General features: G+C 66.9%; 22 protein-coding genes. 5 read left to right on the top strand and 17 right to left on the bottom strand.

Going from position 1 to position 25,001, the window contains the following annotated elements:
• Nucleotides 1-85: 85 nt before the first annotated feature.
• The 7 genes from dgoD to EC845_RS14375 form a co-directional block, all read right to left on the bottom strand.
• Nucleotides 86-1,234: a galactonate dehydratase gene (gene dgoD / locus EC845_RS14405; protein WP_123298786.1), complete on the bottom strand. Its 1,149-nt coding sequence runs from the start codon at nucleotides 1,232-1,234 to the stop codon at nucleotides 86-88.
• 48 nt (nucleotides 1,235-1,282) lie between these two features.
• Nucleotides 1,283-1,909: a 2-dehydro-3-deoxy-6-phosphogalactonate aldolase gene (locus EC845_RS14400; RefSeq protein ID WP_123298785.1), complete on the bottom strand. Its 627-nt coding sequence runs from the start codon at nucleotides 1,907-1,909 to the stop codon at nucleotides 1,283-1,285.
• 66 nt (nucleotides 1,910-1,975) lie between these two features.
• Complete coding sequence (locus tag EC845_RS14395) at nucleotides 1,976-2,962, bottom strand: 2-dehydro-3-deoxygalactonokinase (protein ID WP_123298784.1); 987 nt, start codon at nucleotides 2,960-2,962, stop codon at nucleotides 1,976-1,978.
• A gap of 169 nt (nucleotides 2,963-3,131) precedes the next feature.
• On the bottom strand, nucleotides 3,132-3,911 hold the full coding sequence (locus EC845_RS14390) for an ABC transporter permease (RefSeq protein ID WP_123298860.1): 780 nt from the start codon (nucleotides 3,909-3,911) through the stop codon (nucleotides 3,132-3,134).
• A gap of 133 nt (nucleotides 3,912-4,044) precedes the next feature.
• Nucleotides 4,045-4,926, bottom strand: coding sequence for an ABC transporter ATP-binding protein (locus EC845_RS14385; protein ID WP_123298783.1), 882 nt, complete (start codon nucleotides 4,924-4,926; stop codon nucleotides 4,045-4,047).
• Complete coding sequence (locus EC845_RS14380) at nucleotides 4,919-5,968, bottom strand: ABC transporter substrate-binding protein (protein WP_123298782.1); 1,050 nt, start codon at nucleotides 5,966-5,968, stop codon at nucleotides 4,919-4,921. The genes EC845_RS14385 and EC845_RS14380 overlap by 8 nt, the downstream gene beginning before the upstream one ends.
• 312 nt (nucleotides 5,969-6,280) lie before the next feature.
• Nucleotides 6,281-6,853, bottom strand: a complete 573-nt coding sequence (locus tag EC845_RS14375; RefSeq protein ID WP_123298781.1) for a Spy/CpxP family protein refolding chaperone — start codon at nucleotides 6,851-6,853, stop codon at nucleotides 6,281-6,283.
• A 434-nt stretch (nucleotides 6,854-7,287) separates the two neighbouring features.
• Here EC845_RS14375 and EC845_RS14370 point away from each other — a divergent pair, with 434 nt between their 5' ends.
• The 5 genes from EC845_RS14370 to EC845_RS14350 all read left to right on the top strand — a co-directional run bounded on the left by EC845_RS14370 (nucleotide 7,288) and on the right by EC845_RS14350 (nucleotide 11,960).
• Nucleotides 7,288-8,430 (top strand): ABC transporter substrate-binding protein, encoded by a 1,143-nt coding sequence (locus EC845_RS14370; protein WP_123298780.1) that lies wholly within the window; start codon nucleotides 7,288-7,290, stop codon nucleotides 8,428-8,430.
• A gap of 156 nt (nucleotides 8,431-8,586) precedes the next feature.
• On the top strand, nucleotides 8,587-9,468 hold the full coding sequence (locus EC845_RS14365; RefSeq protein ID WP_123298779.1) for a branched-chain amino acid ABC transporter permease: 882 nt from the start codon (nucleotides 8,587-8,589) through the stop codon (nucleotides 9,466-9,468).
• Between the two features lies 1 nt (nucleotide 9,469).
• On the top strand, nucleotides 9,470-10,369 hold the full coding sequence (locus EC845_RS14360; RefSeq protein WP_123298778.1) for a branched-chain amino acid ABC transporter permease: 900 nt from the start codon (nucleotides 9,470-9,472) through the stop codon (nucleotides 10,367-10,369).
• Nucleotides 10,366-11,199, top strand: coding sequence for an ABC transporter ATP-binding protein (locus EC845_RS14355; RefSeq protein ID WP_123298777.1), 834 nt, complete (start codon nucleotides 10,366-10,368; stop codon nucleotides 11,197-11,199). Before EC845_RS14360 ends, EC845_RS14355 begins: the two co-directional genes overlap by 4 nt.
• A complete protein-coding gene (locus tag EC845_RS14350) occupies nucleotides 11,196-11,960 on the top strand; it encodes an ABC transporter ATP-binding protein (protein ID WP_123298776.1) in 765 nt (254 codons plus the stop codon). The genes EC845_RS14355 and EC845_RS14350 overlap by 4 nt, the downstream gene beginning before the upstream one ends.
• Nucleotides 11,961-11,996: 36 nt before the next feature.
• Here the strand turns inward: EC845_RS14350 and EC845_RS14345 are convergent, their stop codons facing one another.
• The 10 genes from EC845_RS14345 to EC845_RS14290 all read right to left on the bottom strand — a co-directional run bounded on the left by EC845_RS14345 (nucleotide 11,997) and on the right by EC845_RS14290 (nucleotide 24,940).
• Nucleotides 11,997-13,655, bottom strand: a complete 1,659-nt coding sequence (locus EC845_RS14345; protein ID WP_148077313.1) for a polymer-forming cytoskeletal protein — start codon at nucleotides 13,653-13,655, stop codon at nucleotides 11,997-11,999.
• An 88-nt stretch (nucleotides 13,656-13,743) separates the two neighbouring features.
• Nucleotides 13,744-15,315 (bottom strand): prepilin-type N-terminal cleavage/methylation domain-containing protein, encoded by a 1,572-nt coding sequence (locus EC845_RS14340; RefSeq protein WP_123298774.1) that lies wholly within the window; start codon nucleotides 15,313-15,315, stop codon nucleotides 13,744-13,746.
• Between the two features lie 5 nt (nucleotides 15,316-15,320).
• Nucleotides 15,321-17,255 (bottom strand): helicase HerA domain-containing protein, encoded by a 1,935-nt coding sequence (locus EC845_RS14335; RefSeq protein WP_148077312.1) that lies wholly within the window; start codon nucleotides 17,253-17,255, stop codon nucleotides 15,321-15,323.
• Nucleotides 17,256-17,280: 25 nt separating this feature from the next.
• Entirely contained in the window at nucleotides 17,281-17,790 is a 510-nt protein-coding gene (locus tag EC845_RS14330) for a lytic transglycosylase domain-containing protein (protein WP_123298772.1), read from the bottom strand.
• Nucleotides 17,787-18,866, bottom strand: a complete 1,080-nt coding sequence (locus EC845_RS14325; RefSeq protein WP_123298771.1) for a type II secretion system F family protein — start codon at nucleotides 18,864-18,866, stop codon at nucleotides 17,787-17,789. The genes EC845_RS14330 and EC845_RS14325 overlap by 4 nt, the downstream gene beginning before the upstream one ends.
• 28 nt (nucleotides 18,867-18,894) lie before the next feature.
• Entirely contained in the window at nucleotides 18,895-20,610 is a 1,716-nt protein-coding gene (locus EC845_RS14320) for a GspE/PulE family protein (protein WP_123298770.1), read from the bottom strand.
• On the bottom strand, nucleotides 20,607-21,260 hold the full coding sequence (locus EC845_RS14315) for a hypothetical protein (RefSeq protein ID WP_148077311.1): 654 nt from the start codon (nucleotides 21,258-21,260) through the stop codon (nucleotides 20,607-20,609). The genes EC845_RS14320 and EC845_RS14315 overlap by 4 nt, the downstream gene beginning before the upstream one ends.
• 61 nt (nucleotides 21,261-21,321) lie before the next feature.
• Complete coding sequence (gene pilO2, locus EC845_RS14310) at nucleotides 21,322-22,773, bottom strand: type 4b pilus protein PilO2 (protein ID WP_123298768.1); 1,452 nt, start codon at nucleotides 22,771-22,773, stop codon at nucleotides 21,322-21,324.
• Between the two features lie 2 nt (nucleotides 22,774-22,775).
• A complete protein-coding gene (locus EC845_RS22170; RefSeq protein WP_148077310.1) occupies nucleotides 22,776-24,479 on the bottom strand; it encodes a secretin N-terminal domain-containing protein in 1,704 nt (567 codons plus the stop codon).
• A complete protein-coding gene (locus EC845_RS14290) occupies nucleotides 24,476-24,940 on the bottom strand; it encodes a toxin co-regulated pilus biosynthesis Q family protein (RefSeq protein WP_123298764.1) in 465 nt (154 codons plus the stop codon). Before EC845_RS14290 ends, EC845_RS22170 begins: the two co-directional genes overlap by 4 nt.
• Nucleotides 24,941-25,001 lie beyond the last annotated feature (61 nt).

Raw genomic sequence — 25,001 nt, 5'->3', positions numbered from 1 at the left:
GCATCGGGGCCGTTTCGGAGCCGGGCTCTTGCGCCCTTCGATCCTTTCCTCGGGATCGAAGGGCGCCGTTCATTGCGGGGTCAGGCTACCACTCCGCCACGCTGCCGTCGGCATGGCGCCAGACCGGATTGCGCCAGCGGTGTCCCTCCGCAGCACGCTCGCGCACATAGTCCTCGTTGACCTCGATGCCCAGGCCAGGGCCGCCGGGCATGTCGACATAACCGTCGCGGTAGGCAAAGGCCTGCGGGTTGACCACGTAGTCGAGCAAGTCGTTGCTGGTGTTGTAGTGGATGCCCAGGCTCTGTTCCTGGATGAAGGCGTTGTACGACACGGCGTCGATCTGCAGATTGGCCGCCAGCGCGATCGGCCCCAGCGGGCAGTGCAGCGCCACGGCCACGTCGTAGGCCTCGGCCATGGCGGCGATCTTGCAGGTCTCGGTGATGCCGCCGGAGTGCGAGGGATCGGGCTGGATGATGTCGACGCCGCCCGTGGCCAGCACCCGCTTGAAATCCCAGCGCGAGTACAGCCGCTCGCCCAGGGCGATGGGCGCGGCACCGATGGCGGCCAGTTCGGGGATCGCCTCGAGGTGCTCGCTGAGCACCGGCTCCTCGATGAACATCAGCTTGAAGTCGCGCAGTTCGCGCATCAGCACCTTGGCCATGGGCTTGTGCACGCGGCCATGGAAGTCCACCCCGATGCCGATGTCCGGACCCACCACGTCGCGGATGGCCGCGACATTGGCGACCGCCCGGGCCACCTTGTCATGGGTGTCGATGTACTGCATCTCTTCGGTGCCGTTCATCTTCACGGCCGTGAAGCCCCGTGCCACGGCGGCACGGGCCTGCTCGGCGGTCTCGCTGGGCCGGTCGCCGCCGATCCAAGAATAGACCCGGATGCGGTCGCGCACCGGGCCGCCCAGCAGTTCGTACACCGGCACGCCCAGCGCGCGGCCCTTGATGTCCCACAGGGCCTGGTCGACTCCGGCGATCGCGCTCATCATGATCGGACCGCCCCGGTAGAAACCGGCGCGGTACATCACGTTCCAGAGATCCTGCACGTGGCGCGGATCGCGGCCGATCAGGTAGTCGGAGAGCTCGTCGACGGCGGCTGCCACGGTCTGCGCCCGGCCCTCCACCACCGGTTCGCCCCAGCCGGCGATGCCCTCGTCGGTTTCGATCTTCAGGAAACACCAGCGCGGCGGAACGATGAAGGTGGTGAGTTTGGTGATTTTCATGATGTCTGTCGTGATGCAGCAAATGATCGGGACGGCCCCGAGGGGGCTTCAGTGCGTGGCGTTCCAGTCCAGCCAGGCCCGCTGGAAGGCCTGGGCACGAGGTGCCACCTCGTCGGCCGCCAGGCCGGGCTTGTAGAGCGCAGAGCCCAGGCCGAATCCACGGGCACCCGCTTCGAGATAGGGCGCCATGGTTTCGGGGGTGATGCCGCCGACGGGCAGCAGCGGCACCTGCGGCGGCAGCACGGCGCGCCAGGCCTTGAGCACCGCCGGCGCCAGTTGTTCGGCCGGAAACAGCTTGAGCGCCGTGGCGCCCGCCGCCAGTGCGGCAAAGGCTTCGGTGGGCGTGGCCACGCCGGGCGCGCAGGCCATGCCGGCCTGCACCGCAGCCCGGATCACGGACGGGTCGCCATGCGGCATGACGATCAGGTCGGCCCCTGCCTCGTGCAGGCGGTCGACATCTTCGGGCCGCAGCACCGTGCCGCCACCCACGCGGCAATCCGGCGGCAGGGAATCGCGCAGCCGCCGCACGCTGTCGAACGGCTGCGGCGAATTCAGCGGCACCTCGATCACCCGCAGTCCGGCGGCATACAGCACCTGGCCCACGGCCACGCACTCTTCGGGACGGATGCCGCGCAGAATCGCGATCAATCCAGACAGGGGAACGACATCAGGCATAGGCTTTCCGGTCGGCTCTCGAAGGAACAAAGAAGGGTTGAAAAAACGCGTGCGAGGTGCACGCCGTCAAGGCAGACCGGTCCGGCCGGCCACCAGGCCCGCCGCCTGCGCCACATGCCACAGGCCGGCTTCGGTGGCCTGGCTGATCCAGCGCACGCCCTCGACGCCGGCGTGCCGCAAGGCCACCTGGTAACGCCGGCACAGTTGTTCGTCGCCGATGAGCTGCCACGCCTGACCCTGCAGTTCGGCACCCAGCGTGCGGCACACCGATTGCACCTCGTGGCCGATCAGCAGGCCGGACAGATAGTCGGCCTGGGCCTTCGCCGTGAGCACGCCCGTCAGGCCCAGCGTGCGGGTGCTGAAGATGGTGGACAGCGGCCCTCGCCGGCCCGCTTCGGATTGCGCTGTCTCGAGGCCCCGCCGAAAAGCCGCCTCGTCGAATGCGCCACCGCGCTCCAGCGTGCGGGCCAGCAGCGTGTGCTGGCTCAGGGCCGCATAGACCTCGCCCGTCATGTAGGTGTCGAAGGCCACCACACGCCCGTCTGCGACACGGGCCCACTTGCTGTGCGTGCCGGGCAGGCCGATCAGGCCCAGGTCATCGACCGCCTGCAGCGCCAGCGCACCGGCGATCTGGGTCTCCTCGCCCCGCATCACGTTGGGCAGGCCCTCGCGATGCTCGATCAGCCCCGGCACGATCAGCAGGGTGCGGCCGCTGCCGACGGGCACGGTCACCAGTCGGCCGGCCAGCCCGGCGAAATCGGAGGGCACGGCCACATACGGCGCCTCGCGCCAGCCTTGTGCGCTGCCGACCATGCCGCAGGCCAGCAGCGGCGCCTGGGGCCACGCCGCCAGCCAATCGCCGGCCAGCAGTTGCAGGGCCTGCACAAAGCCCTCGGCACCGGCCACCGGCAATTGGGTGATGCCATGCGGCGAATGCCGCTGCTCGAGCGTCCGGCCCGCCGGGTCGAGGCGATAGGCCCGCAGCGAAGAAGTGCCCCAATCCAGGGCGATCAGGGCCGTGGCCGGGGATTCGGGAGAAGGAGGTGACGGCATGGATCTCGCACACGAACAGCAAAAGCGCGCCAACATCGGCGATCGTCAAACATCATATGTATGATCTCTGCCGCCGCCGCTAGGACAAACCCGTGAAACAAAACGGCCAGGACCGGTTTCCCGGATCCTGGCCGTGTGACCGGACACGTGCCCGACCGCCGGCAATGGGTCAGAGCCGTTCGGTCTCGCCTGCCTTGGGTTGCCAGCGCATCAGCCGTTTCTCGACCAGGCCGACCAGGCCGTCGAGCACCAGCGCAAACGCGGTCAACACCACGATGCCCGCAAACACCGTGTTGACGTCGAAGGTGCCTTCGGCCTGCAGGATGAGGTAGCCCACCCCTGCGGCCGAGCCCAGGTATTCCCCCACCACGGCCCCCACGAAGGCCAGGCCCACCGAGGTGTGCAGACTGGAGAAGACCCAGCTCGTGGCCGACGGCAGGTAGACATGGCGCAGCAGTTGCCGGCGGCTGGCGCCCAGCATGCGGGCGTTGTCCAGCAGCGTGGGGCTGACTTCGCGCACGCCCTGGTAGACGTTGAAGAACACGATGAAGAACACCAGCGTCACCGCCAGCGCCACCTTGGACCAGATGCCGAGCCCGAACCACATGCCGAAGATCGGCGCCAGGATCACGCGCGGCATCGAATTGGCGGCCTTGATGTAGGGATCGAGAATGGCGCTGGCCAGCGGCGACAGGCCCAGCCACAGACCGGCGGCCAGTCCCGAGGCCGTGCCGATGCCGAAGGCCAGCACGGTCTCGGCCAGGGTCACCTGCAGGTGCCGGTAGATGTCGGCGTTGACGACGAACCAGTCCCAGATGCGCTGGGCGATCACCAGGGGTTCGCCGAAAAAGAAAGCCACGCCGGGGTCGCGCGACATCAGGTGCCACACCCCCAGGATGAAGACCAGCAGCAGCAGTTGCCAGGCGCGCAGCACGACGCGGCGCGGCATGCGGCGGCTTCGGCCCTCGGCAGCGGGCGGCGGCAGCGACGCCCCCGGTCCGGCGTGCGGCGCAAGGGATGCCCCCACGGGTTCGATCGGGGCGTTGGAAGGAGCCTTGTTCATGTTCGACGGCGTACTCATGTCACTTGCGTTTCTGCTGCGCGTAGCCCTTGAGCACTTCCTCGCGCAGCACGTCCCAGATGGCCGCGTGCAGTTCGACGAAGCGCGGATGCATGCGCACTTCGGCCACATCCCGCGGACGCGGCAGGTCGATGACGAACTCGCCGATCGGCCGGGTGCCGGGCCCCGCCGACAGCACCACCACGCGGTCGCTCATGGCGATGGCCTCGTCGAGGTCGTGGGTGATGAACAGCACGGCACGGCGCTTGGCCATCCACAGCTCCAGCACCTCGTTTTCCATCAGTTGGCGGGTCTGGATATCGAGCGCCGAAAAGGGCTCGTCCATCAGGATGATGTCGGGATCGCGGATCAGCGTCTGCGCCAGCATCGTGCGCTTGCGCATGCCGCCCGACATCTGGTGCGGGTAGCGCTCACCGAAGCCACCGAGCCCGACACGGCGCAGCCAGTCCTCGCCACGCTCGCGTGCCTCGGCACGGTCGACGCCGGCGAACTCGAGGCCGGCCATGACGTTGTCGATCGCCGAACGCCAGGGCAGCAACGCCTCGCCCTGGAACATGTAGCCGGCACGCCGGTTCACGCCCTGGAGCGGCTGGCCGAACACCCGAACCTGCCCGGTGCTGGGCGCCAGCAGGCCCGCGCCCACATTGAGCAGCGTCGACTTGCCGCAGCCCGTGGGCCCCACCACCGAAACGAATTCACCGGCCTTGACCTCGAGCGTGGCATCGGACACGGCGGTGTAGCGCTGCCCACCCCCCTCCTTGGCCACGAAGGTGCAGGTGATGCGGTCCAGCGCCAGCGCGACGTCCTCGCCCGCGCGAACGGCCCCGTGGCCCAGGCCGCCGGCAGCGGCCGTCGTCCGATCCAGTACGGCCGACTCAGGCATTGGCATACTTCGCATTGGCCTTGTCCACAAACGTGTTGGTCCACAGCTTGGCCAGGTCGATCTTGTCGGCCTTGACGTCGGGCGAATAGGCCGACAGCGCCTTGGTGGCGGTGGCCGCACCGTCGGCGGGGAAACGGCCGTCGGGCGAAAAGCCGTCCAGGCTCTTGCCCACGGCCGCCAGATAGACCGCCTGGTCGCCCAGCAGGTAGGACTCGGGCACCGTCTTGGCCACGCCGGTGGCGCCGTTCTTCTGGATCCACTTGTCGGCACGCACGATGGCATTGGCCAGCGCCTGCACGGTATTGGGGTTGGCGTCGATGAACTTCTGCGGCGCGTACAGGCAGCCCGCCGGCATGTTGCCGCCGAACAGCGCCACCGTTTCCTTGACCTTGCGGGTGTCGGAGATGATGCGGATGTCCTGGTTGTGCTCGAGCATGGAAACCACCGGATCGGTGTTCGAGATGGCGTCGATCTGCCCGGAACGCAGCGCCGTCACCGCCCCCGCGCCGGCGCCGACGCCGATGATGGCGACATCGCTGGCCTTCAGCCCGTACTTGCTCAGCAGGAAATTCACCACCATGTTGGTGGACGAGCCGGGCGCGGTCACGCCGATCTTCTTGCCCTTCAGATCCGCCGGCGTCTTGTAGTCGGGCATGGCCTTGGCCGAGACCCCCACGCCGATCATCGGCGCCCGGCCCTGCAGCGCAAAGGCCCGGTACATCTGCCCCTTGGATTGCAGGCTGATGGTGTGTTCGAACGCACCGGACACCACGTCTGCACTGCCGCCCACCACGGCCTGCAGGGCACGCGAACCCCCGGCGAAATCGCTGATGGTGACGTCCAGGCCCTCTTCCTTGAAATAACCCAGGCGCTCGGCAATGGAGAGCGGCAGGTAGTACGTCAGCGCCTTGCCGCCCACGGCGATGTGGACGTCCTTTTTCTCGAGCGACTGGGCACGGGCCAGCGTGAAGGCAAACGGCGCGATGCCCAGCGCACTGGCGGCGCCTGCGGCCTGGATGAGGGAACGACGGCGGATGGCCATGGCGTATGTCTCCTGATGTTGAATGCAGCGGTGCCCTGCGCAAGCCAGCCCCGGGTGGGCTGGCCTTGGTGGCCCGTGCTTGTTTCTTTCGCGAAATCGCCGGATTTCAAATTCCGATTGCGCTCGCAAGCGCGAATTCGTTCATCCTTCTCTGATCGTAGCCAGGCCCACGGCAACACGCCTCGGTATGTACCCCTACTGTCCTGCACACGCAGAAAAGCCCGCGGCACCTGAGGGGGGTGCTCGCGGGCTCGTGAACCGCATGGGCCGGGCGCGTCCGTTCAGGCCGATGGCCTGCCGGACAGCCCCGCATCAACCCTGGGCAGGGGCGCGGTGGCCCGGCTTGCCCGGCTTGCCTTCGGGGCCAGGGCGCGGGCCGCCGGGGCCGCCATGGGGACCCATGCGCAGTGTCTGGTCGTCGAACACCTTCTGCTGCTCGGGACTCAAGGCGGCATAAAAGGCCTTGGTGGCTTCGCCGCGCTGGGTGGCCTGCATGTCGCGCTGGGCCTTGAGAGCCCGCATGCGGTCGATGCGCTCGGGGGTGGTCAGCTTGGCCAGGGCCTCGCGCTCGGCCCGCGGGTCGGGACGCTGCACGTCCTTCTGCGGCTTCAGGGCCTGGGTCCACGACGACCAGGCGCCTTCCTGCTGCGGCGTGATGGCGAGCTTGGTTTTGAGTTCGGCCTGACGGCGCTGCATGTGCTCGGCGAACTGGCGGGGATCCGGGCGACCCGGACCCTCGCCGCGTTGGGCCTGATGGACACGTTCGTGCGGTGCAGGCGGCGGCGGGGCATCGGCCTGCGCCAGCGCTGCGGTGCCGATCATGGCCATGGCGCTCACGGCCAGCAGGCGCTTGAACGCGGTGGGCAGGGTGGACTTCATGTTCATGTCGATCTCCTTTGAGGACGGGTGGGAACAGAGGACGGCCGGTCCGCGCCCCGGCTGCTGGCCGAGGGGCCCGCTTGCCGGTGGTGCGGCGCTGTGCCGACGGATTCAGTATCGGCCGCGCATGCAACCGCCCGGTGAGGCCTGCGCCAAGCTTTTGTAAAGCTGGGTAAGCAGGTGTGCACCCGTCCACCGCCTGCCAAACAGCAACGAAACAAGGGTTTTCCCTGATTTCGACAAAAAATTTTCCTCTGAATGTGCGTTTTTGCTCGATTTGATGCTGCACGCCAACACTTTTCCGCCCAAACGGCACCCCGGGAGTTGTCCTGTGGCGGCCAGGCGTACGCCCTCGATAAAATGCCGCACGCGTCCGAAAAACCGGTTTCAACAGGCTCAACGACGCGCTCCACCATCCGGGCATCCAGAGGAAGACAGACATGAGTCACAGCACATTCACGCGCGGCCTGCTGGCCGCCGCCAGCGTCCTGGCCTTCGCCACCGGCGCCCAGGCCGCCGACATCAAGATCGGCGTGGCCGAAGCGCTTTCCGGCGGTGCGGCCCAGTACGGCAGCGCCATCCGCAACGGCTTCCAGCTGGCTGCCGAAGAGATCAACGCCGCCGGCGGGATCAACGGCAACAAGCTGCAACTGGTGGTCGAGGACGAGCAGGGCAAAAAAGAAGAAGCGATCAACGTCTTCAAGAAACTGATCTTCCAGGACAAGGTGCTGATGGTCTTCGGCCCCACCCTGTCCAACTCCGCCCAGGCCGCCCACCCCATCGCCCAGGCCTCCAAGACCGTGGCGTTCGGCACCTCCAACACCGCCGACGGCATCACCTCCATCGGCCAATACGTGTTCCGCAACTCGGTGACCGAAGCCGACGTGCTGCCCGAAACCATCAAGACCGCCGTGCGCATCGCCGGCGTCAAGAAAGTCGCGGTGCTCTACGGCAACGACGACGTGTTCACCAAGAGCGGCTACGACAACTTCAAGAAGGCGCTCGAAGACCTGAAGATCCCGGTGACGACCACCGAGACCTTCGCCAAGGGCGATGTGGACTTCAAGGCCCAGCTGACCAAGATCAAGGCCAGCAATCCCGACGCCATCGTGCTGTCGGCCCTGCTGGCCGAAGGCGCTCCCATCATGGTGCAGGCCCGCCAGGTCGGCCTGAACCTGCCGGTGATCGGCGGCAACGGCATGAACTCGACCAAGATCTTCGATCTGGCCAAGGGTGCATCCGACAACCTGTACGTGGGCAGCCCCTGGTCGGCTTCCAACGCCACGCCCGAGAACACCAAGTTCATCAAGGCCTACACCGCCAAGTACAACGCCGCGCCCGACCAGTTCGCCGCGCAGGCCTACGACGCGCTGTACATCGCCAGCCAGGCGATCAAAAAGATCACGCTGTCGGGCGACCTCGCCAAGGACCGCAACGCCCTCCAGGCCGCGCTGCCCGACGTGAAATGGACCGGCGCCACCGGCGACTTCCAGTTCCGCCGCTTCAATGACAAGGGCTACGACGCACAGCAGAAGCCCATCGTCAGCGTGACCAAGGGCACTGCCTTCGTGATCGAGAAATAAGCAGGGCCAGGGGTATCGGAAGCTGTCGTCCGGTCCCCGGACCCCAGCGGCGCGGTCAACGCGCCGCTGTCGTTTTTCCAGACGCCGTTTTGCAACGGCCGCGCGCCGCGACCCGTCGCTCGCGCATTCTTCGCCAACTGCCGCAGGACACTCACCGTGCTTGAACAGCAACTCGTCAACGCCCTTTCGCTTGGCAGCGTGTACGCGCTCTTCGCCTTGGGCTTCACGCTCATCTTTGGCGTGCTGGGGGTGATCAACCTCTCGCACGGCGCCGTCTTCATGGTGGGTGCCTATGCGGCGCAGTACGTCATGGCGCAATTCGACATCTCGCTGGCCTGGGGCCTGCTCTTCGCTTTCCTGTTCTGCGGCGGGCTGGGCCTGGTGATCGACTTCCTGGTGCTCAAGCCGCTGCGCGCGCGCAATGCGCCCCACCTGATCCCCATGATCGCCACCATCGGCGTGGCCATCGTGCTCAACAACGGCATCCAGGGCATCTTCGGCGCCCAGAATCTGCGTTTTCCCGAAGGCGCGATCTCGCACGAGCCCATCGAGTTCGCCGGCCTGCACGTCACGGCGGTCGAACTCGGCATTGTTTTCCTGTCCTTCGTGCTGATGGCCGCGCTGCTGCTGTCGCTCAAGCGCACGCAGCTGGGCCGCGCCATGCGGGCCATTGCCGAATCGCCGAAGGCGGCCTCGCTGCTGGGCATCAACGTCGAGGGGCTGTTCTACCTGACCTCGTTCGCCGCCGCAGGCCTGGGCGGCGTGGCCGGTGTGCTCATCGGCCTGTATTCGAACGCGCTGTTCCCGCTGATGGGCCAGCCCATGCTGCACAAGGGCATCGCGGTCATCATCCTGGGCGGCATGGGCGACATCCGGGGCGCCATGCTCGGCGGCCTGTTCCTGGGCTTCGCCGAGGTGCTGTCGGTCGCCTATATCGGCTCGAACATGCGGGACGCAGTGGCTTTCGGGCTGCTGTTCCTGGTGCTGCTGCTGCGTCCGCGCGGCATCTTCGGCCACGTACAAGAACGGAAGGTGTGAGATGGAGTGGTTCGAGAATTTCTGGGCGATCTACAGCAACCTGGTGCTCTCGCTGGGCACCAATGCCCTGCTGGCGCTGTCGATCTGGCTGACGCTGTCGTGCGGCATGCTGGCCATGGCCAATGCGGCCTTCATGGGGCTGGGTGCCTACACGGCCTCCATCCTGACGCTGAACTACGAAGTGCCGTTCCCGCTCGCGCTGGCCGGCGGCATGGCGCTGCCGGCGCTGGTCGCGTTCGTCATGGGCAAGCCCACGCTGCGCCTGTCGGGCGTGTACCTGGCCATGGCCACGCTGGCCTTCGGTGAAGTGGTGCGCATCGTGGCACTCAATGCCGAGTCGCTGACCGGCGGCGCATTGGGCCTCAACGGCATTCCCCAGCTCACCGAGTGGTGGCATGTGTTGCTGGCCGTGGTGGTGGTGGTCGCGGTGCTGTGGCGCCTGCGCATCTCGCGCATCGGCCGGGCCTTCGAAGCCATCAAGGAAGACGAGACCGCTGCCGGCCTGATGGGCATCGACGTGGGCGGCCACAAGATGCTGGCCTTCGTGCTGGGCGCAGTCATCGCCGGTCTGGCCGGTGCGCTCAACGCCCACCTCACCTTCTTCATCGGCCCCAACGAATACGGCTTCGACCGCGGCGTCGAGATCCTCACCATGGCCATCCTGGGCGGCATCACCAGCCTGATCGGCCCGATCGTGGGCAGCACGCTGCTGACGCTGCTGCCCGAGGTGCTGCGGTCGTTCGCCGATTTCCGCCTGGTGGTCAACGGACTGATCCTGGTGCTCATCGTGCTGTTCCTGCCCAAGGGCATCTGGGATCCGGCCCGTCTGCGGGCCTGGTTCGGCAGCAAACGCGCGGTGCCGGCAGCGGCGGCCAAGTCGACCCAGGGAGGTGCGGCATGAGCGGCAACAAGGCATCGGCGCCCCAGCTCGAACTGCAGGGAATCTCACGTCATTTCGGTGGACTCAAGGTGCTGCAGGACGTGAACCTGGCGGTTCCTCGAGGCGGAATCTTCGGTCTCATCGGCCCCAATGGCGCGGGCAAGACCACGGTGTTCAACCTCATCACCGGCCTGCTTCCGCCGTCGAGCGGCACCATCCGCTTCGAGGGACAGGACCTGGCCGGCGTGCGACCCCACCAGATCACGCGGCGCGGCATTGCACGCACGTTCCAGAACATCCGCCTGTTCAAGGAGATGTCCCTGATCGACAACGTGATCGTGGGCATGCACACCCACCTGAACTACGGCACGCTGGCCCTGTTGCTGGGCAGCGCCGATTTCCGCCAGCGCGAGCAGCAGGCCCGTGAACGTGCACGCGAACTGCTGTCGTGGGTGAGCCTGGACCACAAGGCGCACGACACGGCCGACAACCTGTCGTACGGCGAACAGCGCAAGCTCGAACTGGCGCGCGCACTGGCCACCGAGCCCCGGCTGCTGCTGCTCGACGAGCCGGTGGCCGGCATGAACAGCGGCGAGAAGACCGAGATCATGAAAGTGATCCAGGGCATCAGCGGCCGCGGCTTCACCATCTTCATGATCGAACACGACATGCGTTTCGTGATGGGCCTGTGCGAGGACATCGCGGTGCTGAACTTCGGCCGCATCATCGCCCAGGGCGACGGCACGGCCATCCGCAACGATCCGCAGGTCATCGAGGCCTACCTGGGCCGCGACGACGACGAACCCTCAGACCCACACCCGGCCCCGCGCGCGACGGAGGTCCCCGCATGACGGCAGCACAGTCTCCTTCTTCCACCTTGGCTACTTCCACCGCTCCCGCATCCCCCCTGCTTCAGGTCGAAGGCCTGGAAGTGGCCTACGGACACATCGAAGCGGTCAAGGGCGTGAGCTTCGAGCTGCACGAAGGCCAGATCACCACGCTGGTGGGTGCCAACGGCGCAGGCAAGTCGACCACGCTGCTGGCGCTCTCGGGCCTGGTCAAGAAACGCGCCGGGCGCGTGCGTTTCGATGGCCGGGACATCGCGGCACTGCCGCCCCACAAGATCGTGAGATCGGGTGTGGTGCAGGTGGCCGAAGGCCGCGCCACGCTGACCACGCTCACGGTGAACGAGAACCTGGAGCTGGGTGCCTACACACGCAGCGACCGCGGCGAACGGGCCGCCGATCTCGAGCGCATCTACACCCTGTTCCCGCGCCTCAAGGAACGTCACAACGGGCTGGCGGGCAATCTGTCGGGCGGCGAACAGCAGATGCTGGCGATCGGCCGGGCCCTGATGGCCCGTCCGCGCGTGCTGCTGCTCGACGAGCCCTCGATGGGCCTGGCTCCCATCATCGTGCAGGATATCTTCCGTACGCTGCGCGACATCAACGCGCAGGGACTGACCATCTTTCTGGTGGAGCAGAACGTGCGGCAGGCACTGCGCATCGCCGACCGCGCCTATGTGATCGAGACCGGCGAGATCGTGCTGCAGGGCTCGGGCCGCGAACTGCTGGGCAATCCCAAGGTGCAGGACGCCTACCTGGGCAGTTGAGCCGCCTCGCGGGCGGCCGCTGCGCGTGATCGATCGTCAATTGCAGCTGTGGTCCACGGGGAAGGGGTAGGCCGTGCTCAGGATGTTGTAGCACTTGCCCTTCGTCCTGTAGAGATCGTCGTCGAGCGGACGCCTCATGATCGACACCCACCCGTTTTGCCCGGCATGGATCTGGGCCACCAACAGGACGATCTGCTGGTTGCTGGCGTCGGGCGTCCACGACCACGTCGCCCCGGTCTGCGAGTACTCGGGGCTTTTAGCCGAATAGGTCGAACCGTTCTGCCTGTAGATCACCTCGAACCTCAGCAACCCCCTGAAGCCGCGCTCGGACAACCGAAAGTGGAATCCCGGGCGTTGGGATGCTGCCGGAGGCGGTGGCGCGGCAGGCGTCGCAGCGGCGATCCTGACCCACTTCGTGTTGTGGCACATCATCAGTTGTTCCAGATTCTGGTCGTCCTGGGCAAAGGAATGGTGTCGAGTCGAGCAAGCGTCGCCGATACTTTGGATCGAACGCATGCCGAGATGCTCGACCGAAGAGGCCCCGTAAAGACTGGCTCCCCCCGTCATGACGACCCGCCCCGTGACGGCGGCGGCGCCATCGATGGTCACATCTCCATCGACCTCGGCGTTGCCGCTCACCGATAGATTGTTCCCGACCTTGACGGAGCCCAGCGTGGCCAGGCCGTCGACGCCCAGCGTGGAGACATGGTTCAGGGCCCTGTTTGCAAAATTCCAGTCCTGCGTGGGCGGATTGCTGCCGTCGCGCATCGTGAACTCGCTCGGTACCGACCGGTGATGGGCCGCCACGATGCCGGGCAGGCCGGCGGCGCCGTTCAGGGTCGGCGCCGTCACCGGGTTGGGCAGCACGCTCTGCCCCTTGTACGCACGCAGTTGGCCGTCCGATCCGAGCTGCGCCATGAACCCCTGCCCGCCCAGGGCCTGCAGCATGGCGCCCAGCCGGGCACCCGAGCCGAAGCGGTCGCCGCCGACGTCGTAGGGCCGGATGTTGAAGACGGTGCTGACCAGATCCGCATGCCCCCCGCTGGCCTGGAATCCGCAGGGATCGGGCTCGTGAGGCGATGGCGGCGTGGGCGGCAGGAGCGTGGACGCGCCGCTCTCCAGGCAGACGGCGGCGATGAGAATGCCGAACTCGGCGGGTGCGTCCAGCGTGCTCGGCGCACCCGACGTGTCGGCCCGCTTCACAGGGACGGCGGGCATCAGCGGCAGCACCAGCCGGGGGTCGAAGCCCGACTCCAGCAGCCCGAAGGCCTGCAGGTCTGCCACGCTCGGCTGCAGGCCGTTGTCCATGAACACCGCCGGACTGCCCCGGCGTTCCACGCTGCACAGCGGCCTGGCCGGCGCCACGGCCGACAGATCGGGGCCCGCCTTCGACAGGCCGACCGCATAACTCGACTGCCCGCAGATCGGCGGCAGCCGGGTCAGCTCCTTGTGGTAGAGCTCCTTGTAACGGACCACGGCGGCACTCAGGCGCAGCATGTGTTCGGCGACGATCTTGCCTGCGGTCATGCGCTCGTTGAACTGCAGGGTCAGCAGTGCGCCCGCCGTGACGACGGCCGCCACACTGCCTGCAACCGTCAGTTCAAGCAGTGTGTAACCGTGCAGGCGCCTGCGCACGCAGGGTGCAGACAGGCGATGGGGCCGGCTTTGCCGGTGGGACTTGGACAGGGGACACATGACATTCGCTCCATCAGGATGGTGACTGTCTGTTGTACCGAGAAACCTGTATCGGCAATGGAAAGCACTGCCACGCAGGCGGCCTGGGTCACCTGCACGTGCGGTTCCAGTTCATGTCCCAGGCGAGACCGTTGACGGTGTAGCACTGCTCGTTGGGGCGGTATGAACTGTCGGTCACGGTCTCCTGGAAGATGGTGCTCCAGCGCAAGCCGGTGTGTCCCTCGCCCCATGCCACGACGTTGCTCGCATTGCCGGGGATCGTGGTCGACCACTCGTTGCCACGGCCTAAATTACTGCTGCGCGCTGTCCGCCTGATGCCGCCTTCATCGGTGTAGTCCACGAAGAACTCCGCCAGATACCACCCGAAATGCCTGAAAAAGAAGGTCTTGGGAGCCTTGGTCGCGGCGACTTTGGCCCACTGCCTTTCGAAGCACACGAGCAGTTCATCGCTCTTGTTGATGTTTCGGGCAAAGGAGTCGACGTCGGTCGAACAGGCGCTGCCCATGACGCGTTGGGCGTTCATCTTGGCGTTGTCCAGCGAGGAGTTGCCAACGAGCACAGCCCCGTTCGAGACCGTGGCGCGCCCCAGGATGTAGGCGTTGCGTTTGACGGTCGCATCCTCGCCCACGACGAGGTCGGTCCGGATGCTGGCCGCCCCCATCTTGGCCTCGCCGTTGACCCCGAGCGTGGAGACGTTGTTGAGGGCCTTGGCCGCAAAGTTCCAGTCCTGCGTGGGCGGGAGGCTGCCGTCGCGCATCGTGTACTCGGTCGATCCCCAGCGGTGGTAAGCGGCCACGATGCCGGGCAGGCCTGCGGCGCCGTTCTGGTTCGAAACCGTCACCGGGTTGGTCACCATGCTCTGGCTCTTGTAGGCACGCAGGTTGCCGTCCGATCCGGCTTGCGCCATGAATCCCTGCCCGCCCAGGGCCTTGAGCATGGCACCCAGGCGCGCACCCGAACCGAAGCGATTGCCGCTGACGTCGTAGGGCCGGATATTGAAGACGGTGCTGGCCAGATCCGCATACCCGTTCGTGGTCTGGAGCCCGCAGGGATCGGCGGCCTCGGGTGCCGGCGGTGGCGACGGATTGACCGGCTCGCCGCCCTGGAGGCAGATGGTCGAGACGATGATGCCGAACTGGGCAGGCGCAGGACTCACGACACTGGGTTGACCCCAGAGGTTTGCCCGTTTCACATTGGAAGCCTGCGCCAGCGGCAACACCAGGGCGGCGTCGAAGCCCTGCTCCAGCAGCCCGAAGGCCTGCAAGTCGGAAACACGGGGCTGCATGCCGTTGGACGTGAAGATGGCCGGGTTGTCCAACCGGGCCACGCTGCACAGCGGCCTGCCGGTGGTACCCAGGACCTCCATGCTTGCACCCGCCCTCGACATGCCGACCGCGTACGTCGATTGTGAGCAGATCGTCGGCAGACGGGTCAGCTGGCGTTTGTAGATCTCCTTGTACCGGACCACGGCATTGCTCAGGCGCAGCATGTGCTCGCCCACGATCCGGCCCTCGTTGAGGCGGTCGTTGAACTGCACGGTCAGCAGCGCACCCACCGTGAGCATGGCGCCCAGGGTGGCGGCAACGCTCATCTCGAGCAAGGTGAAGCCGCGCTGGCGAAGCATGGAAGCCGCCGAACGCCGCGACGTCAGTTTGCGCATGACATTCACTCCATCAACAGCGACTGGCCGTTGTAGCGATGGGCCTGTATCGGTATGGGGAAACGGTGCGACGCCGTCAACACGCGCATGAAACCGGCCGTGCGGCTGCGCATGATGTCTTCCTCCATGCCCCTGAAGGCGTACTGCACCGTGGCCAGCATGTTGACTTCGCGTTCGCTGGAGAGATGGCCGATGAAGAAATTCTCGGTCTGCGCCAGCAGGTCGTGGTTGACGGTGGACGGCGACTGCGTGGAGTAGACGATGCCGATGTTGAACTTGGCGCCCTCCTTGGCAAAACGTGAATACACGTCGATCACGTTGCCCGAGTTGGGCGGGAAGATCATGTGCGCCTCTTCGAAGTAGATCTGCACGTAGCGATCCTGCATTTCGTTGCGGACGAACTTGCCTTCCTGATGCAGGAAAACCGCGACCGACAGCGTCTTGGCGAAGTAGCGGATGATGCGTTCGTTGGCGCTGCCGAGGTCCACGATCACGGTCCGGCCCTGGTCGAGCGCCGCCAGGACCTCGGCGATGAAATTGTCGACGCGCGGCGAATGGAAAGGCACACACGGCCTGAGCACATAGGGCCCGACGCCGTCGCGCGGAAACAGGAAGGCCGCCATGATCTCTTCATCGGTGTCGAAGACGGACCGGCCGTCGCGGCGCAGACTGGGATCGTTGGGGTAGCTCAGGTTGAACTTGAGCAGGGTCAGCATCTCGGCGACCATGTCGGGAAAGTTGCGGGGGGCCGGCGGGGGCACCATGCCCTTGACGGCCTGGTAGGCGGCCAGGCGCAGCGGATGGCTGAAGCCCGGATTGAAAGGAAACTCGTAGCCGGCCTTGGCCAGCATCTGGCGCAACCGGTTTTCGTCGTAGGCAAAGCCGGCACTGTGCAGCACGGTCCAGAACACCATGAGCTTGCGCAGGCAGTGCTGTGCGACTTCGCCGCTGACCGACATCTCGGCCCCCAGCGTGGGCAGTCGGCAGGTGAGCAGCGGACGGACGTAGTCGGACTCGGCCACATCCTCGGGCAGCAGCTCGCGCAGCGTCTCCAGGGCTTCATCGGTGCGTTCGTAGAAGTTGAAACGCAGCAGCCTCGAGTTGGTGCAGGTGTTGCCGACCTTCTCGGAAAGGTAGTAGAGCAGGCAGCGCGACTCGTAGACGGCGGCGATGTTCTCGTTGCCGTCCTGCGGATTGCTGTTGGCGTACTCGCCATTCACATCGAAGATGAGCTGGCCCACGTTGTTCGAGGAGACCGTGACATCCAGCATGCCCTGCACCAGCAGCTTGACCACATTCGATTTGCCCAGCCGGGTCTTGCCGAACATGGCCGTGCGTTTGCCGCGGATGTCGAGCATGGACAGGCAGGCGGTGATGCCGGCTTCCTGCAGATAAGACTGGGTCTCGCCGTCCCGCAGCAGGCCGAAACGGATACGCTGGCTGCGGTCGACCACGCCGTTCACGAACAGTTCGCGCACGCGGGGCGTGGGCACGTAGACATCGTAGCAACGCGCATGGGCGAGCTGCCCCACGTCGCCGGCGAAACCCAGGCCCGAAGAGGTTGAAGGGGTTTCGAAGAACAATCCCAGAACCCGGCATTCGACGAGCATGTAATCGTTGGCCGACCGGTCGGCCTGCATCAGCTGGCCCAGGTTCCTGTCGAGCGCCGTGCCCGGTTCGGGCCAGGCCCGGTAGGCCGTGATGCGCAGCAGGCAGGGAAAACGGGTATCGACCTGGGCCGCCTCGGGGCACAGCATGTGCCGGACCACGCCGGCCGAACGCCTGTGCCTGAGCATGTAGAGCTGCGCGCCGCGCGCCAGCCCCGCATGCGATTCCAGGCGGCTGGCTTCGACCAGAAGCAGCACCCGGTCGTAGCCGACTTCGACCAATGCCCCCAACCAGTGAGGGGGCTGCACATCAAGCTCATGGATCAGACTCACGAATTAACTCCCTTTGTTCGATTCTTTATTTGGACTCTGGCAAACGGCGCTCGGGCGCGACGGGGCTCGCCGGCAACGGCAAGACCCGCACCCGCGCCAGCACCTGGCGGGCGTAGCGCTCGCGGCGCTCGGGATGGGCGGCGTTGTAGGCGCCGAGCGCACGTGTGGTTCGCCCCATGGCGTGGAAATTCCGGCCCAGGATCCAGGCCCCGATCAGCACGTTGGTACAGGGGTCCCACAGGTCCTCGGCCCGGATGCCGTGGCGCGCCAACGTCGGCAGCCAACGCGAGTTGATCTGCATCAGGCCGGTGTCGGACGAACCGTCGCGATTGCGGTTCTGGGCCCGTGGATCGAGCCCGGACTCCTGCTCGGCCACCGCGCGCAGCAAGGGCACGCCCAGGCCGTGGCGGCGGGCGGCCAGCTCGAAGCACTCGGGAACGGGCAATGGCCGCTGCAGGGCCGGCCCCGACGCAGCGACCGGGGGCGTCCAGGCCAGCAGCGCGGCCAGAGCGGCCGCGGAAAAGCCGGTTTTCATGGCATGCCTCCGGTCGGGACCTGAATGCCGGCCTGCATCTCGAAGGCCGTGGCGAAGAAACCCAGCATCATGATGCCCAGCACCACGCCGGCCAGGGCCATCATGATGGCGTTGAGCCGGCTGGCCGACTGTGCGATGTCGCGCTCGATGCGGTCGATCGAACCGACGCCGATCTTGACGAAGGCGACCACCGGATCGCGCCGCTCGGCGGCATCCTGCACACGGTCCTCCATGACGGTACTGAGGACGCCGGTGCAGAAAGCACGCCCGAAATGCGCGGCGTGCTCGCTGGCCAGACCGCGCTGGATCTGGCGCAGGTGCCAGCGCATCCAGGGCGTGCTGAAACGGATCGCACGGTCGAGCGAGGAGCGCAGCGACACGCCGGTGCGCATCATCGACGACAGCGACACCATGAGCATGGCACCCGAGAAATCGCGGTAGAGGCTGTAGGGCATCCAGCGGTCGAACTTGCGGCGCAGCGGTCCGTTCCAGTTCGGCAGCGAGTAGAAAAACAGGCCCAGCACGGCCAATACGGCCGCCACGATGTAGAAGCCGTAGTGACGCACCGCAAAGGCGATGTGGTACAGCACCTGTCCCATCAGCGGCCACTTCTCGGGCGGCAGCAGTTCCTCGAGGATGGGCACGGCAAAAAAAGAGAAACCGGTGAGCAGGCCGGCGAAGACGATCAGCAGCAGCACGGGATAAGCGACGGCCTTGCGCATGGTGGCGAGCATGCGGTCGGTCTTCTCCACCGTTTCGGAGACGAAGTACAGGCCGCGCGCGAGGGCCCCGTCGCCCGAGCCCTGGATGGCGTCGATCATGACGAGTTCGCTGGCCGGCATCACGTCGCGCAGGGCATGCGACAGCGAGCCGCCCATGGCGGCGCTCAGCATGCGCTGGTAGAGCAGCGCGGTGGCCGGGGCCCGTCGCCGTGCGCGTGCCTCGTACTTGCGCAGCGACGTGAACAGAGGGACCTTGTCCTCGAGCGAGCTGGCAAGGTCGTAGTAGAAATCGGCGCGGCGCACGATCAGATCGCGCTTGGCATTCCAGATCTTCAGGGTATCGAGAAACGACATGGCGGGTGTTCCATCGGGTGGACGGCGGTCAGGAGCGATTCATCGATTCCGCAAGCACCGTGGCGCTGCCGAACAGACGATCGAAGTAATAGGGATCGACGCGACCCTGCGAGATGTCGTAGAGCACGTGGCCCCAGGCTTCCTTGCCGTCCATGTCCGGATCGCAGAAACCCTTGCTCTGGCGCGAGCGCCAGTAGCGCCGGGCTTCCATGTCGCGGTTGGCCAGCAGCAGCTCGAGCAGATGCATGTCGGGCACGATCACCTCGGCGCCGACCTTCACGCCGGCCGTGCCGCTGCGGCCCTGGTCGCCGTAGTCGATGCCGGGCTTGCGGCAGTGGCTGCAGCCGTCGTCGCTGGCGCAGTACATGCAATCGACATCGAGGCCGAAGGCATCCTCGTACACCCGCAGCTCGCGCGCGGCCATCACCTCGCGCGCGGGCCGCTTGCAGTGCGGGCAGTTGAGCGGAACCAGCACCTGGTAGACCAGGGCGGAAATGAACTCGGGACTGCAGAGATCCTGCCGCTTGAGCCCGATGCCGTCGGAAGACAGGCGCGACAGGATGCCGATGGACGACGTCGCGTGCACGGTCGAGAGGATCTTGTGGCCGGTCTGGATGGCCGCCATGGCCATGCGCGCCGAGACTTGATCCCGGATCTCGCCGAACAGCCCGACATCGGGGTCCATGCGCAGGAAGGCGAGCATGGCGGCATGGAAGGGGTCGGCGCCGGCATCGTGTTCGGCACGGCGCTGGATGGACATGTGGGTCACGCCGGGCAGTTCGTACTCGACCGGGTCCTCGATGGTGACGAGCTTGCGTGTGGAGCCCCGCGTGAGGCGCGCCATCAGCGTGTTGAGCGTGGTGGTCTTGCCCGACCCGGTGATGCCGGCAATGAAGACACCGCCCCAGGCCGAACCCAGTGCGTTGGTGAGCTGGTCGATCTGCCAGGGCGTGAAGCCCAACCGCTCGAGCGTGAGCAGACGCGTCTGCTCCGGGCTGCTGGCCTTGAGGATGCGGATGACCACGTCCAGGCCGCCGACGGCCGGATGGCTCTGGTATCGCAGGGTGAGTTTCTGGCTGGCCAGTTGCAGCGGAATCATGGCCGCCTGCGGAATGCCGGCGTTGAAGGCCACCTCGGAGCGCGAGTGTTCCTCGGCCAGCACGGTGTAGGCGGCCGAGATGCCGTCGAGCACGGCCTGCATCGGATAACCCGAGACATGGCGCATGATGCCGTCGAGCCGCACCCGCAGCGCGGCCACCGGGGCGCGCAGTTCCAGGTGGATGTCGCTGGCACCGAGTTCCATGCAACGCTGCACCATGCCCCGGAACCACTCGAGCGGCGAGGAATCGGCCACGATCTGCCGGATCATGCGCGCGTCTTCACGCGCGGCGCGTTGCTCGTTCTGCGGGAGCTGATCCTTGTACTTCAGCATCTGGAAGACTTCTTCCGTGGCTGTCGCATAACCGCCGAACTCCAGGCCCATGGCCTTGCCGCGGTTGATCAGGTAGTACCACACCGGGCTGCGCAACTCGGCTTCGGTCGAAACCAGGAAGAAGCGCCGTCCGGACTGGCGCAGGACGGCCACGGCCATGATCTTGGCCTGGGGAACATACAGCTTACGCGCAGCGCCATCCTCGACGAGACTGGCGCTGCCCGTCGACAGCAGGTCTTCGTAGGCCGGCAGTTGCCGGAAATCGGTGATGTGTGCATGGGCGCCAGGCGCTGCACGCTCCAGGATGTTCATGGCGTGGCAAACAGCGTGGCCGGCAGGCGGGTGGTGGTGCCCTGACCGCCGGGGGGCAGTTCGGCCGCACGCCTCGCACCTTCGGTGAGGTTGCCGCCGGATGTGCCGCTGGCAGCGGCGAGGGATGCCGAGAGGTTCGGCCAGGTCGGCCTGTAGCTGGCCAGGGTGGTGCCGCGCGGCGGCGGCTTGACCACCAGGACTCTGGTGCGACCGGCCGCCCCGGGCGCACCGATGCGCATCAGGCGCAAGGACTCGGGCGTCAGGGCGACCACCTTCCACGGGCCGATCGGCGAACCGGCCGACAGGTTGGCCGAGTCCAGCGGATGCAGGCGCCCGTCGTAATAGACCTCGGCCCAGGTATGCCGTCCCATCGCCGTCAACGACCACAGGCGCGGCTGATCGGGTTCGGAAAACTCCCGGCCGGGCGGCGCCGGCTGCGACACCGCGGGCAGGCCGATGCGCGCCCGCAGCGCGGCGTCGATCTCCAGGGCCTTGCGCTGGCGGGCAGCCTCGATCGCCAGGTCCATGGTGAGCGCGGCCTCGCCGGCCCCTGCGGGCAGGGACTGCGGCGCCACCGGCACCGGCATCGCCGCCGTGGGCTCGGCACGCTGCGCCAGCGCCGAGCCCACGGCCAGGCAGGCCGTCAGCATGGTCAGGGCGGAAGCGAGCGAGTGGCGGCGGGGCACGACAAGACCGCCGATCCGCCGGATTTCAATACGTTTTGGCTTTGGCATACAAAGAACCTGTCAACAGATAGGTGATCGTGTCCTTCGAGAGATCCACGGTCAGGGCTTCGGGAATGGCATAGGCGGGCAACTGCGTGGCCTTGAGCGACCAGAGGCCGTCGGACAGGCTCCAGGGCACGCGGGCGACGGGCTGGCGCAATACGGCGACGTCGACGTTGACGTGCTCCGGGCCGAACAGCACCGGCACGCCCAGCTTGGCGCCCAACTGCACCGACTGGCTGTCGCCGGCCAGCGCCAGGCTGCGGTCCTGCAGCACGCTGCCCCAGAACTGACCGGCTTCACGCAGCAGCGGCAAGCCGGCGCGCTGCAGAACCGGCCCGGCGGGTGCGCCCTCGGGCGGTCCCGTGGGGTGCTCCGTCCTGAGCCGGATGCCCAACAGGTTTTCTCCGTCGGTGCCGCCGGCCACGGCCTTGAGCGCCGGCGCACTCGCCGCACCGGGCGGCAGTTGACCGTCGAAATCGCGGAAGTTGCCGTGGTAGCGCTGCCAGGTGGCGGTGCAGGCGACCGCCTGGCAGTCCACCCGTTCGAGCATCCAGCCGCCGCTGGCCAGCGGCAACGACGCCACGACCGCACGCCAGCGGTCGAGCAGCGCGGAACCCGGCTGGCCGGCACCCGAAAGCCGGCTCTCGATGCCGCGTTCGTACTGAACGTTGGGGTCGCTCTCGTAGGCCTGCCGGGCCGCCTCTTCGCGCAGCCGCATCTCTTCGTTCTGTTGGTACCCGTACCAACCCGTGCCGCCCCCCACCAGCATGACGACGCAGGCACCCAGGCCGACCACGCGCCGAAGGGGCCGGTTGATCAGGCGATGGACCAGCGCCGACTTGTCCGGCTGGCCGACCACCTGCTCGATCGACACGGGTTCGGCATCGGGCAGTTCGGAGGCGTCGAGGTTGCTGACCAGGCGGACCTTGTAGCCCACATGCATGCTGCGGAACTCGGTCAGCGCCTCGAGGGCCCGTTCGAGGTTCGGCAGCATGAGATCGAAACCCGAGACCGGGCGGCGTTCGACCAGGCCGACAAAACCGAAGCGGTCGCCGAGGCGGAACAGAAAGGCCTCGATCTCGGCGGACGAGAGCCGATCGACCAGCAGCGAGACGGCGGAATACGGCTTGCCGCGGCCGGGCTCCAGCCCGAGGGTCAGGCCCACCAGGCCACCCCCCGGAATCACCGTGCCGTAGTTGTAGCCCACCTTGCGGGCCGTCTGCAGATCCGGCTCGGGATCTTCGTCGTTGTGCAGCGGACTCCATGCCAGGCCAAACACCAGCCGGGTGCCGTCCACGACGTAGCAGGCGGCATCGGGCAGCAGGATGGGCGTCTCGCGCGGAGCGGGATCGGCCTCGCCGTCGCCGCGATCCGGACCCGAGGCGCGCAGCCCGGCCCAGCGCGCGCGCAATGCGTGCAGGAATGCGGGGGCCATGGTCAGAGGTCCTGCAGGCGAGGCGTGATCAGGATCACGGTGCCGCTCTTGCTGCGCCCGCCCCGGCGGGCCATGGGCAGGAAACCGCGCACGATGTCGGCATCGTCGACCTGGGTCTGCTCGCTTTCGTAACCTGCCAGCACCAGGGTCTGGCCGGCCTGAACGCTGGTGCGCTGCAGCGTCGTGAAGCGGTTGACCGTGGGCAGTTGCACGGACTGTTTGTAGATGCCCTCGCCGCTGGTGAAGGTCTGAATGTCCTTGAGTGCGCTGATCTGCACCACGCTCTGCAGCAGCACCCGGTTGGAATCCAGGATCACCGGGGTGAGCATCATGGTGAAGCCGGTGGAGATCTCGCCCGGGCTCAGGCCGCCGCCCGAGGCCAGACCGGATCCGGTGGCCAGGTAGGGCGACGAGGTCTGGCGCAGATAGGCCTGGGTGGAGTTGGAGCCGATGGGCACCGGCATGCGATTGGTGGTGGTGACCACGCTGGAATAGGCGGTCGCGACCTTGCCGTACTCCTGCAGGGCCTGGATCATGAGCTGGCTGGCGGAACGTTTCGAGTTCTCGCCGAGGACAAATGTCGCCGAACCGGCGGCGTTGCCGGACAGCGCACCCGGACCGGCCGGGCCGACGAGCGCAAACGAATTGCCCGAGCCGATGGTGCCCGCCACGGCTCGCCAGTCGATGCCGTTGCTGTACTGGTCGCTCAGCGTGACCTGGATCACCTCGAGCTCCAGCACGACCTGGCGCAGCAACTGCGCGTTGAGCGAGTTGATGTAGCCCTGTACTTTCTCGACGTTGGTGAGCGCATCGGTGACCGTGATCAGACCCGACGACGAATCGGCCTTGACGAAGGCGCGTGGCGAAACCATGCTCTTGAGCACATCGGGCAATGCGGTCCAGTAGTCGCTTTCGATCTTGTATTCGACCTCCAGGCCGCTGCCGCCGCCACCGCCTCCGGATCCTCCCCCCCCTCCGGAGCCTCCTCCTCCGCCGCCGCCGGAGTCACGGCCGCCCGAGCCCACCGAGCCCTTGGACGACAGGCCGTTGGGCAAGGCCTTGAAGGAGATGGCGCGGGTGACGACCCGCGAAAAGACGATCTTGCCCTCGAGGTAGTCCCACTGCAGTTCGGCCTGGTTGGCGACCTGGTCCAGCAGGCCCGACAGGGGCCCGCTGTAATTGAGTTCCATGAGGTTCCGGTCGTCCTGAGACAGGTTGCCCATGAGCGCGGCCATGTCCGGCTGCAGCAGGCCGGCTTCCGCAGGAGGCGGCGTGGTCGGCGTGTGCACGACGGGCGCGCGGACGGCCGCGGCACCGCCGGGCGCATAGGCGGCGGCACCGGCCAGGGCATCCTGCGTCATCAGCACCGGAATGCCGATCAGACGCGAGATCAGCTCGGCGACGGTCGACAGCGAATGGCGCCCCGGGTAGTGCATCGACACCTTGCCGATGTGCGTGGGCAGACTCGCCGCGCGCTGCAGAGGGATCGATTGGCGTGCGAAGCGCGGCAGCGCATCGTTGACCACCAGCGGAGGCCGCTGCTGGGGCTGCCGTACGGCCGCCTGGAATTCGCCGGCGCGATCGCGCTGGCCTCGGTATTCGCCGGCTGCCAGGCGCGTGCTGTCGACGGCGCAGCCGCCGACCGCCAGGGTCAGCAGTGCCAAGCCCGCCAGACGGGGTGCGCGGCGTGAAAGAGATCGGTTCATCGGCGGTCACCATCCAGTTGATAACGGGTGATACGCACCACACGGGTGGCGGTGTTGGCAGTTGCCTGCAGCGGGAAATCGCTGTCGCTCAGCGTGGCCATGGCCTGCCCCAGGGCCTGCAGGAAACTGCCCTGCAGGGCCACCTGGGCATCGATGGCGAAATCTCGCTCGGCTTCCCAGACCAGTTGCCAGCCGGCCTCGCGAGTCCAGCGCAGAAGGACCTGGTAGAGCGTGCGGTCGGACAGCAGGACGCTCCACTCGGAGGCGGCCTCCGGTTCGACCGTCGGCGGCACCGCCATGCCGGCCGGCGTGGCCTGACGCACGGAAGGCCGGGGGGTGACGATCCACTCCACGTTGCTGCTGCCTCGAGGACCGGCGGACGGGGTTTCCGCAGCCAGGACGGCTGCCCCAGGCATCAGGAACCCGGCGCAGCACGCTGCGATCAATTGGGGAAATTTCATAGGACGAGGCTCACCTCAGGTCAACGGGACCAACGGGGCGGGTACCGCCAGGCACAAGACA

It is taken from the genome of Comamonas sp. BIGb0124, from assembly GCF_003752175.1.
Taxonomy (GTDB): Bacteria; Pseudomonadota; Gammaproteobacteria; order Burkholderiales; family Burkholderiaceae_C; genus Comamonas_F.
Note: the sequence above shows the minus strand (reverse complement) of the source record. Positions and strands in the feature narration are given on the sequence as shown.